Below are 13,837 nucleotides of genomic sequence, written 5' to 3'. Positions count from 1 at the left end.
CGCAACGTAGAGAAGGGGTGAGGAGTCGTCAATACGACGAGAGAGACCCGATGTATCGGCATCGATGATGCACTCGATGCATCAGCCCCAGATCACGGCGCCCAGCCACGCCCCCGCGATCAGCTGGCACGTGAACAGCTCCGCCAGCACGCTCGAACCGCCCGCCCGCATCGCCGTCCGCAGCGCCGCCCTCGCCTCGCCGTGGCGGCCCAGCCGGAGCCGTTCGCCGAGGTAGATGCCGGCCATGAAGCCGGGGATCGAGCCGAGCACCGGGATCAGGAAGAAGCCCAGGAACGACCCCGCTCCGGCATAGACCACGATGCGACGGCCGGCCCAGTTCGGGCGCAGTCGGCGGGGCGGGAGCGCCCAGCGCACCACCTGGGAGAGGAACAGTGCGACGGTGGCCCCGACGAGCACCCACCACGCGACCGGCTGGGGGTCCTTCAGCGCCCACCACAAGACCCCGGCCCACACCAGCCACGACCCCGGCACGCCGGGAACCAGCACTCCGCAGAGGCCGAGCAGGAGGACCAGGCCGACCAGCACAAGGTCCCACACTCCCATCTGACCAGACTGCCGGAGCGCGGGAGAAAGCGCAGATCAGCCTGGCCGGCGTGGGTGCGCCACCGGCACCCCTGCCCGTACCCGGCCCCCGTCCCCCTCCCCGTACCGGGCGCCCGTCACCCCTGCCGCTCCCGCGCCACCCACCCCCGCTCGTACGCGTGCCACCCCAGCTGCAGTCGCGTCGTCACCCCGGTCAGCTCCATCAGCCGCTTCACCCGGCGCTGTACGGTCCGCAGCCCCAGGTCCAGCTGTTTGGCCACGCTCGCGTCGGTCAGGCCGGCCAGCAGCAGGGACAGCACCTCCAGGTCGGTGTCGTCGGGGCCGTCCGGCTGCTGTTCGGTGACGCCGGACGTGCCGAGGCGGACCGGCAGCGCCTCCCGCCACACCGTCTCGAACAGCCCGGAGAGCAGCTCCAGCAGCCCGCTCGCGTGGACGACCAGCGCGGCCGGCTCCGCGGTGTGCGAGGTCAGCGGCACCAGCGCGAGCGTGCGGTCGGCGATCACCAGCTTGGTCGGCACCTGGTCGACGACCCGCACCTGCTCCTCGCGGCCGAGGGCGGCGGACAGCTCGGTGATGCCGTGCGGCTGGTCGAGGACCGAGCGCTCCAGGACCACCCGGTAGCGGACGCCGCGGTGGGCGGCCTGCTCCTCCGCCTCGTTCTCGATTCCGGTGACGGCGACCGGGTTGCCGGTGACCAGCGCACACACCTCCTCGCTCGCCCCGAGCTGGAGCTGCAGGAAGCGCTGCGACACCGCGGCCGCGCCGATCACCACCTCGACCAGGTCGTGCACTGCCGGTTCGGCGACGCCCGCCCGGTACTCCTCGGCGAGCAACGCGGCCGCCAGCTCCGCCTTCTCCAGCTCGTGCCGTTGCTGGGTGAGCAGCGCGCCCAGCGCCACCCCGGGAGGTGCGGCGACCCAGCGGCCGGGCCGGGCCGAGGACTGCGCCGCGAGCCCGTGCCGCTCCAGGCGGCGCAGGGCGCGCTCGGTGTCGTGCTCGCCGAGCGTCAGCCGTCGCGCGAGATCCGGTACGTCGGCGGCGCCCACGGACACCAGGACGCGGTACGCCGACTCGTGTGTCTCGTCGAGACCTATCGCTCCCAGCATCGGGCCGCGCCCCTCCCCGAAGAACATCCGCACATCCGCAAAAAGAACACCGGCGTCCGGGCCGTGGCGGAAAACGGCCACGGCGCAAAACCGCCTTCGCACATCATCGCCGTACCACCCGCCACTCTGCCAAGGTGACGCCACCGCAGCATCAACCACCGCCCGCTTTGCCCGACTTGGGCCTTCCCGGCCTGCGCTTTCGCGCCCGTCGGCAGGCGGCAGCAAGGGAAGAGGCCGATCTTGGGGAGAGCGATATCGCGTACGGCCATGGGTGCGGCGACCGCCGCGATCCTGGCCGTGACGACAGCGGTACCCACGCATGCGGCCACCGCCGTGCCCGCTCACCCGGCGACCGACGGCCCGAGGCCGCTGACCGGCGACCGGGCCACCCCCGGCGCCGGCTCAGGCTCCGTCGTCACCCTCGTCACCGGCGACCGCGTCCTGGTCACCCGCGCCGGGGCCGTAGCCCTGCCGGGCGAGGACGGCACGACGCCCTTCACGCAGACCCGCCGGTCCGGCGACGACCTGTACGTCTACCCCGCGGGCGCGGTCGAGGCGATCGCCGCCGGCCGCGTCGACGAGGAACTCTTCAACGTCACCGGCCTGATCCGTCAGGGCTACGACGACGCCCACCGCAGGACGCTCCCGCTGATCGCCACGTACGACCGCTCCGTCGCCCGAGCCGTCCCGCCCGCCCCGCGCGGCGCCGAACGCGGTCTCGTCCTCGACCCGATCGACGGTGTGGCCCTGGAGGCCGACAAGAAGAAGGCCGCCGACTTCTGGGCCGACGTCACGAGCCCCCGCTCCCGCGCGGCCGGCGATCTGAAGAAGCTGTGGCTCGACGCCAAGGTCCGGGCCACCCTCGACCGCTCGACCCGTCAGGTGCACGCCCCCGAGGCCTGGGCCGCCGGCTACGACGGCAAGGGCACCAAGGTCGCCGTCCTGGACACCGGTGCCGACGCGGAACATCCCGACCTCAAGGGCCGTATCACCGCCTCGAAGAACTTCACCGACTCCCCGGACGCCGACGACCACGACGGCCACGGCACCCACACCACCTCAACTGTCGGCGGCACCGGCGCCGCGAGCGACGGCAGGAAGAAGGGCGTCGCGCCCGGTGCCGACCTCCTCCACGGCAAGGTCCTCAACGACTACGGCCAGGGCGAGACCTCGTGGATCATCGCCGGCATGCAGTGGGCCGTCGACCAGGGCGCCGACGTCGTCTCGATGAGCCTCGGCAACCCGGCCCGCACCGACTGCACCGACCCGATGGCCCAGGCGACGGAGGAACTCGCCCGGTCGAGCCAGAACACCCTGTTCGTCATCGCGGCGGGCAACACCGGCCCCGGCAACAACACGGTCTCGTCCCCCGGTTGCGCCCCGAGCGTCCTCACCGTCGGCGCCGTCGACCGTGACGACTCCACGGCCTCCTTCTCCAGCCGCGGCCCGGTGTACGGCTCGCACACCCTCAAGCCGGAGATCGCCGCACCGGGCGTCGGCATCTCCGCCGCGCAGGCGGGCGGGCGTGGCGTGTACGCCTACCGGTCCATGAGCGGTACGTCGATGGCGACCCCGCACGTCGCGGGCGCGGCGGCCATCGTCAGGCAACGCCACCCCGACTGGAGCGCGCGGCAGATCAAGGCGGCGCTCGTCTCCTCCGCCGACACGGACATCCCCGGCGACGCCCGCGCCACAGGTGGCGGACGCCTCGACGTCCGCGCCGCGATCGGGCAGCAGGTGCTGGGCGCACCGGCGCTCCAAACGGGCACCTTCAACTGGCCGCAGGACGCGAGCGACCGTACGACGGTCGCCGTTCCCTACACCAACACCACGGACAGGGCGGTGGAGTTGAAGCTGTCGGTGCCCGCCGTAACCGGCAACGACGGCTCCACCGTCCGCTCGTCGATCGCCCGGCTCGGTGCCCGCTCGGTCACCGTTGCGGCGGGCAGGACGGTCGAGGTCCCGCTGCGGATCGACCCGACGGCGACGCTCGCGCGGGCCCAGTACGGCGACATCACGGGCCGCGTCCTCGCCACGGCCAAAGACGGCAGCAGCACGGTCTCGACCCCCTTCGCGCTCCACGTCCAGCCGGAGACCGTCACCCTGCGCGTGAAACTGGTCGACCGCCTCGGCAAGCCCGCCGACGGCGCCTCCTCCGTCGACCTGATCGGCACCGACGACGCGGCCGGCGAGCGCCGCTTCAACGAGGGTGCCGCGGACCAGACGTACGAGATCCGTCCGGGCGCCTACTTCCTCTCCAGCTTCATCACGACCCCCGAGACCGAGGGCACGCTCCTCGACTCCCTCACCTACCTCGGCCGTCCGCAGCTGGAGATCCGCGACGACACGACCGTCGTCCTCGACGCCCGCAAGGCCCACCGACTGAACATCCGAACGGACGAACCGACCGAACTCCGCAGCGCCACACTCGGGTTCGCCCGCAGCTGGGACGACACCTGGCTGCACGCGGGCACGGCGGCCGGTGGGCGCGAAGTGCGCGGCTACTACGCCTCCGTCACGGGCAGGGCGGCCGACGGGGACTTCGAGTTCGACAGCTTCTGGCGCGCGGCGGCTCCGCAGATCACCGAACTCGCCGTGGTGGGCGGCCGGTCGCTGCACCCGACGACCGCATCCTTCAACTCGGCCAACCTCGACGGCACGGGCCGGGCGCCGCTGTTCGATGCCAAGTCCGGTGCCGAGGAGGAGCTTTCGGGGGCGGCAGGAAAGATCGCACTCGTCGGAATCCCGGACGGCGGGAGCGCCCACGAGGTCGCGGGGCGCGCGAAGGAGGCCGGTGCGGTGGCGGTCCTCGTCCACCGTGACGCACCCGGCCGCTGGTATCCGTCGGCCGGCTTCACCGGCGGCGCACTGCCCGTCCTCGCCATCCCCGCCGACGAGGCGAAGGCGTTGCTCGCCGCCGGGGACGTGACCCTGCGCTGGAAGGCCACCGCCAAGAGCCCGTACGTCTACAACCTCGCGTTCCCGGAGAAGGGCCCGATCGGCGGCGACCGCACCTACCGCGTCCGGGACCGGGACCTGGCGGCGACGATGGCGACGTACCACTCGATGGCGTCCGCCGCCACCGATCACATCGACCTGACCGCCATGACCCGCCCGAACGGACTGAGCGGCTACTTCGCCGGGTTGGAGACGGTCCCTGCGCCCTTCACCCGCACCGAGTACCACTCGCCGGGCACGACCGGCTGGGAGCACGAGAAGTCCAGCAGCTTCCCGTGGGGCGAGTTCATGATCGACCCCGTGCGGACGTACGGGAAGGGGGAGCGGCGGACCGAGGAGTGGTACGGCGGTGTCCTCGCCCCCGCCACCCCGCTCGACGCCGACGGCCGGCCCGCCCTCGCCGCCGAACGGCAGGGCAACCTGATCGGCGTGGCACCCGCCTTCTGGGGCGACGGCCAACACCAGGGCATACAGGGGAGCTTCGGCGACATCGGCAGCATGACACTCAAGCGGGGCGGCGAGACGGTCGGGGAAAGTCCTTACCCGTTCGGGGTGTTCACCGTCCCGGCCGACCGGTCGAGTTACGAACTCACCCTGGACACGGCGAAGATCGGTCCTCCGGCCGGGGCGTGGAAGCGCTCGACGAACACGACGACGACCTGGACCTTCCGCTCGGCACTGGACGAGGACGCCTACTCGCAAGGCATACCGATGCTCTTCCCGCGGTACACGCTGCCGGAGGACGGCCTGAAGACGCTCCCCGCCGAGGACGGACAGGAGATCACACTCACGGCGACCGGCCACGCGGGCTACCGGCCGGGGGAGGTGACACGGGCCCGGCTCGCCTACTCCTACGACGAAGGCGGTACCTGGACCGAGACACTGACTGCACGGCAGGACGACGGCACCTGGACCGCGAAGGTGGATCACAGCGGAGCGACAGGAAAGCAGGTCACGCTCAAAACCGTCCTGACCGACACGAACGGCACCTCGGTCACCCAGATCGTGACCCGGGCCTACGACGTGCGCTGAGGCGCGCGAAGGGGATCCGGGCCCGGGTCACCCGACAGTCGCCGGGCGGTCCTCCCGTGGGGGGTGGGGCCGCCCGGCGACCTGTTTCACGTCCTGTTCCGTCACTTGCCTCGCACGACTGTTCAACACCTCACTCGACCACGCCCTTTCAAGGCGGTTCACCGGGTCGGATTTTCCGGATGCCCCGTTTTCATCCGGGCCGTGCGGTGGACAATTGGGGGCATGAGCCAGCAGGGGGGAAAGGCCACCGGTCACGAGGACGACTGGTGGGGGCAGCTGTACGGTGACTTCACCGATGACACGGGCCCGACCAAGGCGCCCGACACACTGGACGACCGCTTCGCCTCGGCGGCGGGAGTGTCAGGAACCGGCGCCCCGGTTCCGGCTCCGCGCGCCGGCACGGATGCCGTGGTGGTCCCGTCGACCTTTCCCGCGGGCCTGCCGAAACCGCCGGGATTCACCGTGGAGGAACCCCGGGGACGGGCGGCACCTCCGACCGACGACGAGCCCCGCACCGCGACCGAGGTGGACATCCCCACCCACCCCCCGATCCCCCTCGACTACGTGGGCGACGGCCCTCCCACCTACGCCCCCGAACCCACCGCCCTGCCACCGGCCGACCCTGACGACCTCGACGACCTGGTCGCCGACACCGTCCTCGACGGCGCCCGCTACGGCGCCTCCACCCTGCGGGCCGTGTCCCTGCGCGGCGACTCCGCCCGCTACCGGGGCGAACCCCGCCGCGACTCCCTCCTCACCGCCCGCTTCGGCACCGGCGAACACGCCCTGATCCTGGTGGCGATGGCCACCGGCGCCCGAGCCACCCCGGGCGCACACCGCGCCGCCGCCGAGGCCTGCCACTGGATCGGCCGGGCCGTCGGCCGCAGTCACGGGCGGCTCGCGGACGACATAAGGGCCGCGAGGCGCGGCGACCTGAAGTCGGGCCTGCACCGCCTCACCGACCGCAGCCTCGGCAAACTCCGCGCCAGCGCCGCCGAACAGGGCATCGAACCCGAGGAGTACGCGGCGACCCTGCGCTGCCTCCTCCTCCCCGCCGACCCCGAGTGCCGGACCCGGGTCTTCTTCGGAGTCGGCGCGGGCGGACTCTTCCGTCTGCGGGGCGGCGAATGGCAGGACATCGAGCCCCGCGTCACGGATCTCACCGGCGACCCCGTCGTCGGCTTCGGCTCGCTCCCCGCCGAGACCCCCGAAGGCGACCGCCTCACCATGGACCTCGGCATCCCCACACCCCCGAGCCCCTACGACCCCGCCCCCGAACCGCCCCGCGAACCCTTCCGCTTCCGGGCCTCGGTGGCCCGCCCGGGCGACACCCTCCTCATGTGCACCGGCGGCCTCGCCGACCCCCTGCGCGGCGAACCCGAACTCGCCGCCCACCTCACCGGACGGTGGTCCGCTCCCGAACCGCCCGGCCTCGCCGAGTTCCTCGCCGACACCCAGGTCCGGGTCAAGGGGTACGCCGACGACCGTACGGCGGCCGCCGTCTGGGAGGCCTGACGGCGGCTTCGGCTACGGCCGGTACGTCACCCACGAGCGGGCCGAGGTGTCGTACACGTACCTGGGCAGCCCCTTGATGCCCGTAGTGCGGAAGGGGCGGCCGTGGTCGTCGATGCGGACCGTGCCGGTGCGGCCCTGGGACGACCAGTCCAGCTCCAGGTACCAGCTGCAGTCGCAGTTCTCCGTCCGCGCGTCGACCAGCAGCACCTCCGGGTCCTCGGCGGAGACGCGGTACGGCAGGCGCATGGCCGGGATCGTGACGCCCGTGTCGTTGCCGTCCACCGGGCGGGCGATGGGGCGGTCCTTGTCCAGGTCGACGCCGAAGTAGCGAGGCGTCAGCGCTCCGCCGCAGCCCTGGTCCATGGTGTAGACGGTGCCCCCGGAAGGCGCCGAGCGGCCGACGACGCGCACCCTCAGGGCCTTCAGGACGACGGCCGTGGACGTCTTGCCCTGCACGGAGATCTCGATCATCGTCTGCTCCCCGTGCACCGCGCTCTGCGAGCCCGCCCACACCTCGGCATCCTGCGGCGCGGGAGGCGGCGGTACCTGGCTGGGCGGCCTGGCGACGACGTAGTCGTGGCCGCAGCCGGCCTGCCAGACATGGGAGTTGGTGCTCCAGGTGAGCGGCACTCCGGCCGGGGGCTGCTGCCGGCCGGCCTTCTTCGAGGGTGCGTCCTCGGACGGAGCCGGCTTCGGCGAGGACTTCTTCGAGTCGTCGGCCGACGGTGACGGTGTGGTGGGCGAGGGGCTCGGCGAGGCCGTCGACTTCGGGCGGGGAGCGCCCGTCGGTGTCGTACGGGCCGGATCGGAGCCCTGGACGGAGTCGCTCGCGCGGGGACCGCCGTCGTCGGGCAGGGCGGAGAGGCTGCCGAGCGTGGCGAGCAGAGCCGTCGCCACGGCTGCCGAGACCAGCAGGCGCCGGCGGCGGTACCAGGGGTGGCGGGGAGAGGTGTCGGTCGATGCCGGGCCCCCGCTGTGAAGCCCCATCGTCTCCTCGGCCGTGTCCGTGGGGGAGTCGTCCGCTGCGGAGGGGGTGCTGTCGGCCGCGGCGGAAGCCGCGGAACGAGACCGCTGCCGCGCCGCCACCGCCAGGATCCACAGCCGGTGCAGCTCCAGCCGCTCCTGAGGCGTCGCCTCGCACAACGCGGCGAAGCGCTCCACGGGGGCGAAGTCGAGCGGGACCGCGTCTCCGGCGCAGTAGCGGTGCAGCGTGGAGGTGTTCATGTTCAGGCGGCGGGCCAGCTGACCGTAGCTGCGGTCGGTGCGGTCCTTCAGGCGGCTGAGCAACGCCGCGAACTCCTGGACGTCGTCCTGTGCTGCCGACACCGTTCCCCCGTGTCCTCACCGTCCCGGGACGGCATCCCAGGCACTCCATATACCTGCACGTCAGAAGGGCTGGGATGGTTCCACCGTCGCGGATCGGGTGTCGGCGCTTGCGGTCGCCCGCCGTGACGGCTGATGCTCTTGGTGTCGCACCGACCAGAGCCGGACGGACCATCCGCCGTCGGTGCCGGCTCACTTCCGATCGTTCACGCTTTCATGTCATTCACGGGGGGACACCCATGTCCAAGCGCACTCGCACCGGCACGCTCGCCGCACTCGTCGTCGCGGGCCTCGCCGCGGGCGCCGCACTCACCGCCGCACCCGCAGGCGCCGCGCCGAAGGCGCCCGCGCCGAAGTTCCTGTCGGCGACCGAACTCCCGCCGCACCCCTCCTCCGCCTGGACCGCCGCCCCGGTCGCCGACGGGGTGCCGGAGGAGATGCAGTACTGCTTCGGCGACGCGCTGCTCGCCTACGACTCCCGCTACCGCACCTTCCGCACCGAGCTCGACACCGGTGCCCAGCAGCTCAACGTCGTCGTCGGTGACAACGCCAAGGCCAAGGCCCTGGCCACCCGCCTCGACAAGGAGGTCAAGCGCTGCGTCACGCGCATGGACGCCGACCCGGAGATCGAGGCCGACTACAAGAGCTACGGCAGCCTGCCGGTCGAGGAGGGCGCCCGCGTCCACGGCTTCGCGACCCGGGCCTCGTGGGGCGCCATGGACATCCACCTCGTCTCCGTCGGCCGGGACGGCGGCACCGTCACCGTCGTGCAGTGGGGGCAGATGGGCGACTTCACGGACGCGCCGGTGAAGGCCTTCAAGAAGACGACCACCACCGCGGTCAACAAGCTCTACTGACCGTCGCACGCAAGGACCACCTCACCAGCGGGGCCGCCCTCCCGGACGGGGGTCGGGCGGGCGGCCCCGCCACCACACGGCACCACCGGGGCCGCTGCAGTAGCGAATTCCGGCCAGATTCACGGACTGCGGGCACCGGCCCCGGAGGCGCCTCGATGCCGCCCCGCACCCGCCGGGCGTCCGGGTCGCGTACGGCCGGATCCGCAGAGCGGGATCGTCGAACGGGCCGATCCACCGCGGTCCGCGGGCCCCGGGGAACATCGGCCCGATGCCGTGCAGGACTGCCCTGGTCGGCCGCCTCCGCGCGGGCGGATTGAACCGCCTTGCCTCCCCTCGCCGGAATCACACCCGCGGCCCGCAGGCCGAGGCCATGGCCGGTGGCCGACTCGATTCGGTCGTCTCCCGGGACGGCCTGCGGGCGGCCGGTGGGTGACGTTCCGGGTTTCATCCACCGGCACGGCCTGCCGTAACCGTGGCCGAACACCTGGTCGTTGACGATTCGACATGACTGCCGCCGGTCCGACTGGGAAAGGTTCCCGTGAACGTGTTCGAGCAGGAGGGGAACCGACATCGGCACGCGGGCGGGGGTCATGAAAAGGCAGGCACGAGGGGGCGGTCCCATCACCATCGGGGCCTCTTCGGCACGGACAGTGGAGGACAAGGCCGCGAGCGCCGGGGAACACGCGCAGTCGCCTCAGCTCAGGCGCAGACTCGGACGGGCGGACCTGCGGGCCGTACCGGAGGCACGCAGGGCTCTGCGCGAGCTGTTACGGCACTGGGGGAGGCCCGGACGATCGGACATAGCCGAACTGCTCACCAGCGAGATCGTCACCAACGCAATCGTCCACACCGACCATGACGCCGTCCTGACGGCGATCGTCGGACCGCACGGACTCAGGGTGGAGGTGAGGGACTTCGTGGCCCGCCGGCCCAGACTGCGCGTACCGAACGCCGACAGCTGTACGAACGGCAGAGGCCTGGTGCTGGTCCAGTCCCTCGCGGACGACTGGGGCGTGCGGACGCACGGGGTGGGGAAGGCGGTGTGGTTCGAACTCGACGCGGATGCCGCGTGATGCGCGCTGCCGGTGTCGCAGGTCGTACGACGACGGGAAGGGGCGCGACCCGAGTCCCGGGTCGCGCCCCTTCCCGTCGATGCCGTGCTGTCAAAGGCCGTCGATGCCGTTGACGAGCGGAGTGCTCAGCCGAACTGCTGCTCGAGGTCCTTGAGCTTGCGCTCCAGGGAGTCGAGCCGTGGCAAGGCCATGGTGTCGTCCTCCGAAGTGAGGTCGACGGTCACCGGGTCAGAACCGGTGCGTACGGGCTGAAGTGACGGACGTGAGCGTACGGGCAGTTGCTCCGGCGCGGATATGGCAGGCTCCGCGGAGACTTGGGCGGAGGCACGCTCCAGAGCCTGCGTCTCGACCTGCCGGCCGCCGCGGCCGACGAAGCCGCGGTGGCCCCGGCTGATGGCCTTGAGCTGGGCCCGCTCCATGCGCTCCTGCTCGCGCCGGCGCAGCCGGGCCGCGTCCTTCTGCCGCTTGTCCTCGCGGACCTCGTCGACCGCCTCGTCGAGGCTGCGCACGCCCTCCAGGAGCATCAGCGACCAGGCCCTGTAGGTCTCGCGGGGCGCCCGCATCCAGCGGACGATCCGGATCTGCGGGAGCGGCCTGGGCACCAGACCCTGCTCGCGCAGGGCGGCCCGGCGGGTCTGCTTGAGCGCCCGGTCGAACAGCACGGCCGCGGAGAGGGACATGCCGGCGAAGAAGTGCGGGGCGCCGTCGTGGCCGATGCCCCTGGGGGCGTGCACCCAGTTGAACCAGGCCGCGGCGGCCGCGAACGTCCACACGAGTATCCGGGAGCCGAGGGCCGCGTCACCGTGGCTGGCCTCGCGCACCGCGAGCACGGAGCAGAACATCGCGGCGCCGTCCAGACCGAACGGCACCAGGTACTGCCAGCCGTTGTGCAGGCCGAGGTTCTGCTCGCCGAAGCCGACCAGGCCGTGGAAGGAGAGCGCGGCGGCCACGGCCGCACAGCAGAACAGCAGCACATACGAGGCGGTGCCGTATATGGCTTCCTTGCGCCTGCGGCGCTCCTCGCTGCGCTCCCACGAGTCGTCGGCGCTCGTGTCCTTCCCCGTGGTCTTCCCGCGCCGAAGCACCGCTATCGCCGCCAGCAGGCCCAGGAGCAGGACGGCGCCCGGAAGCAACCAGTTCAGCGATATGTCGGTCAATCTCATCTGGGGGTCCCTTGCATTGGGATAGGGCGTAACGCCCGCCATAGTGGCCCAATCCCACTGGCCCTCAGGGGGTTTCGGGGCAAGAGGCCGCCAAGGAAGTGCAAGGGGATGCCCAGGGCGGCGTTCCGCTCGAACTGCCGCTTGAGGGGCAGGAGTTGAGTTCGAACAACACTACCCGTGCGGGTGGTTCCACGGAAAGTTCCTGCGCGAAGTGAGGAATTCGTGAAACGCCTGTAACCGTAACGGGTGTCCTGCTCGCGGGTGATCTTACGGCACGAAGGCTGACGCGGGTGCCTGAGGGTGCGTCAACTGGCCGCGGCCAGAAGCCTGGTGACCCGATCCGCGTCGCAGGTGCGGGGGCAGGTGGCGCAGGTGTCCGCGGGGCGCAGTGTGTAGAACATGCAGCAGCTCGCCCGGTCCCGCGTGGGCAGCGACTCGCCGTTCGGGCCGGTCAGTTCACGGAAGGCCGCCGAGCCGACGTACGGCTTCGTCGCGCCCGGCAGCAGCAGCTCCAGCTCGTGGCGCGCCCGGTCCTGCTCGCCGTCGCCGAGCAGATGGGCGACGTACCAGAGGCTCTCGACGACCTCGTCCGTCGCCATGCCCCACAGTGCGCGTCCGCGGCGCCGCATGCGGGGGCCGAAGCCGGTGAGGACGGGTTCGAGGTGCTCGGCTATCGCCGTGCGCACCTCGGCGCGCAGCGCCTCCTCGTCGGGCACGACCCTCGCGCCGGGCAGGCCGGCGGCCGGGTCGCCGGGGAGGCAGGCGAAGGTGGCGGGGCGGGCGGCGAGGGCGCCTATCGGGAGGTCGGGGACCGTGCGGTCGTACGAGACATGCGTCACGGGGAAGCGGGGGACGCGGCGGAGCAGGAACCAGGGGACGGTGATCAGCAGGCAGACGGGCCAGGCGTAGCGGTGCAGGCCGAAGCTGGCGACGACGTCTGTGCGTGCGGACTGTCCGTAGTCGCGCTGTACCTGCGCGTCGTCCCAGGCCAGGAAGGTGTCCAGGTCGGTGCCGCCCTCCGCGAGCGCGGCCGCGGTGACCCAGCCGCCGTGTCGGGGGAGCTGTGCGTCGGTGGCCGGCTGGGTGATGGCCAGCCCCGGGAAGACCTCGGTGAGACGGGTGTAGGCGTCCGCGAGGGCTGAGGGGGGCACAGGCATTCCGGGCCGCCGATCCATGAGGTGGTGAAGGTAAGGCTTACCTTACCCAAGATCGCTGCGGTTTGAACTGTCGCGTTCTGCGCCTAAGGTGCTTGACGGGTGAGTAACAAGCCGCCGTAATGACCCCAAGTACCGATACGTCCCCGAGGAGGACCCGTGAGGCAGGGCGCGCAGGGCTCCGCGGGGACGGGGATTCCGCCGGTGTCGCAGGGCTTGGAGGCCCGGGCGGGTGCGGAGAGTACGGGGGCGGCGCGGGTGCCGTCGCAGGGGCGAGCCCCGGGTGTCGCCTCGGGTGTGGATGCGGGGCGGGGTGTCTCGGCGCCGGCGCCGACGGCTCGGGGCGAGCACACCCACAGTGAGACGCCGATTCCGCGGCCGCGGGCGGTTGTCCAGCGGGCCTCGGTGCGGGGGCAGATCCTCGACGCCCTGCGCACCGCGCTCGTCACCGGTGAGCTGACGCCCGGGGCGGTCTACTCGGCCCCGGCGCTCGGCGAACGCTTCGGCGTCTCCGCGACGCCGGTCCGTGAGGCCATGCAGCAACTCGCGCTGGAGGGGGCCGTCGAGGTCGTCCCGAACCGGGGGTTCCGGGTGGTGGAGCGTGGGGCCCGGGAGCTGGCGGAGCTGGTCGAGGTGCGTGCGCTGATCGAGGTCCCGGTGATGCTCCGGCTCGCTCGGACCGTCGCCGCTGAACGCTGGGCGGAACTGCGGCCGTTGGCGGAGGCGACCGTTCGTGCGGCGTCGACCGGGTGCCGGGCGACCTACGCGGAGACGGACCGGACCTTCCATCGCGCTGTGCTGTCCCTCTGCGGCAACGAACAACTGGTCCAGATCGCCGACGACCTCCACCGCCGCGCGCAGTGGCCCCTGGTGAGCCCCGCTCGCCCGTCCGGCCGCGGCCACGCCGACCTCGTCGCCGACGCGGCGGAACACACGGCTCTGCTGGATGCGTTGATCGCCAGGGATGTGGATGTGGTGCGGGCGTTGGTGGGGGAGCACTTCGCCGGGGCGAGCTGAGGGGTGCCTGCGGCGGCCCGTTGCTGTTCGGTGGGGGTGCGCGTAGCGCCTGCGGGTGTGGTGTGGGTCGCCGTG

10 protein-coding genes are annotated in these 13,837 nt (G+C 72.1%); 5 read left to right on the top strand and 5 right to left on the bottom strand.

The window, feature by feature from the left end; translation table 11 throughout:
* Positions 1 to 81 precede the first annotated feature (81 nt).
* Together OG331_RS13385 and OG331_RS13380 are read right to left on the bottom strand one after the other, a co-directional pair.
* Complete coding sequence (locus OG331_RS13385; RefSeq protein WP_406195507.1) at positions 82 to 564, bottom strand: DUF456 domain-containing protein; 483 nt, start codon at positions 562 to 564, stop codon at positions 82 to 84.
* A gap of 116 nt (positions 565 to 680) precedes the next feature.
* Entirely contained in the window at positions 681 to 1,670 is a 990-nt protein-coding gene (locus tag OG331_RS13380) for a helix-turn-helix transcriptional regulator (RefSeq protein ID WP_363031582.1), read from the bottom strand.
* Positions 1,671 to 1,937: 267 nt separating this feature from the next.
* Here OG331_RS13380 and OG331_RS13375 point away from each other — a divergent pair, with 267 nt between their 5' ends.
* Positions 1,938 to 5,660 carry a S8 family peptidase gene (locus OG331_RS13375; protein WP_406195504.1) on the top strand — a complete coding sequence of 1,241 codons (3,723 nt, stop codon included), beginning with the start codon at positions 1,938 to 1,940 and terminating at the stop codon, positions 5,658 to 5,660.
* Between the two features lie 222 nt (positions 5,661 to 5,882).
* Entirely contained in the window at positions 5,883 to 7,175 is a 1,293-nt protein-coding gene (locus OG331_RS13370; protein WP_406195501.1) for a PP2C family serine/threonine-protein phosphatase, read from the top strand.
* A 12-nt stretch (positions 7,176 to 7,187) separates the two neighbouring features.
* Here the strand turns inward: OG331_RS13370 and OG331_RS13365 are convergent, their stop codons facing one another.
* Positions 7,188 to 8,501, bottom strand: a complete 1,314-nt coding sequence (locus tag OG331_RS13365; RefSeq protein ID WP_406195498.1) for a helix-turn-helix domain-containing protein — start codon at positions 8,499 to 8,501, stop codon at positions 7,188 to 7,190.
* A 236-nt stretch (positions 8,502 to 8,737) separates the two neighbouring features.
* Here OG331_RS13365 and OG331_RS13360 point away from each other — a divergent pair, with 236 nt between their 5' ends.
* Together OG331_RS13360 and OG331_RS13355 are read left to right on the top strand one after the other, a co-directional pair.
* The gene (locus OG331_RS13360) at positions 8,738 to 9,355 is read left to right on the top strand and encodes a hypothetical protein (RefSeq protein ID WP_406195496.1); all 618 of its coding nucleotides are present in this window, start codon (positions 8,738 to 8,740) and stop codon (positions 9,353 to 9,355) included.
* Positions 9,356 to 10,005: 650 nt separating this feature from the next.
* Positions 10,006 to 10,428: an ATP-binding protein gene (locus OG331_RS13355; protein ID WP_406195493.1), complete on the top strand. Its 423-nt coding sequence runs from the start codon at positions 10,006 to 10,008 to the stop codon at positions 10,426 to 10,428.
* A 125-nt stretch (positions 10,429 to 10,553) separates the two neighbouring features.
* On the opposite strand, the gene OG331_RS13350 is transcribed toward OG331_RS13355, so the two are convergent.
* Both OG331_RS13350 and OG331_RS13345 read right to left on the bottom strand, forming a co-directional pair.
* Positions 10,554 to 11,591: a DUF2637 domain-containing protein gene (locus OG331_RS13350; RefSeq protein ID WP_406195490.1), complete on the bottom strand. Its 1,038-nt coding sequence runs from the start codon at positions 11,589 to 11,591 to the stop codon at positions 10,554 to 10,556.
* Between the two features lie 305 nt (positions 11,592 to 11,896).
* Positions 11,897 to 12,748, bottom strand: a complete 852-nt coding sequence (locus OG331_RS13345) for a (2Fe-2S)-binding protein (RefSeq protein ID WP_406195486.1) — start codon at positions 12,746 to 12,748, stop codon at positions 11,897 to 11,899.
* A gap of 156 nt (positions 12,749 to 12,904) precedes the next feature.
* Between OG331_RS13345 and OG331_RS13340 the strand changes: the two genes are divergently transcribed.
* Positions 12,905 to 13,762, top strand: a complete 858-nt coding sequence (locus OG331_RS13340) for a GntR family transcriptional regulator (protein ID WP_406195483.1) — start codon at positions 12,905 to 12,907, stop codon at positions 13,760 to 13,762.
* Positions 13,763 to 13,837: the final 75 nt, after the last annotated feature.

The organism is Streptomyces sp. NBC_01017 (genome assembly GCF_045162795.1).
Taxonomy (GTDB): domain Bacteria; phylum Actinomycetota; class Actinomycetes; order Streptomycetales; family Streptomycetaceae; genus Streptomyces; species Streptomyces machairae.
This window is presented reverse-complemented; position numbering and strand designations above follow the sequence as displayed.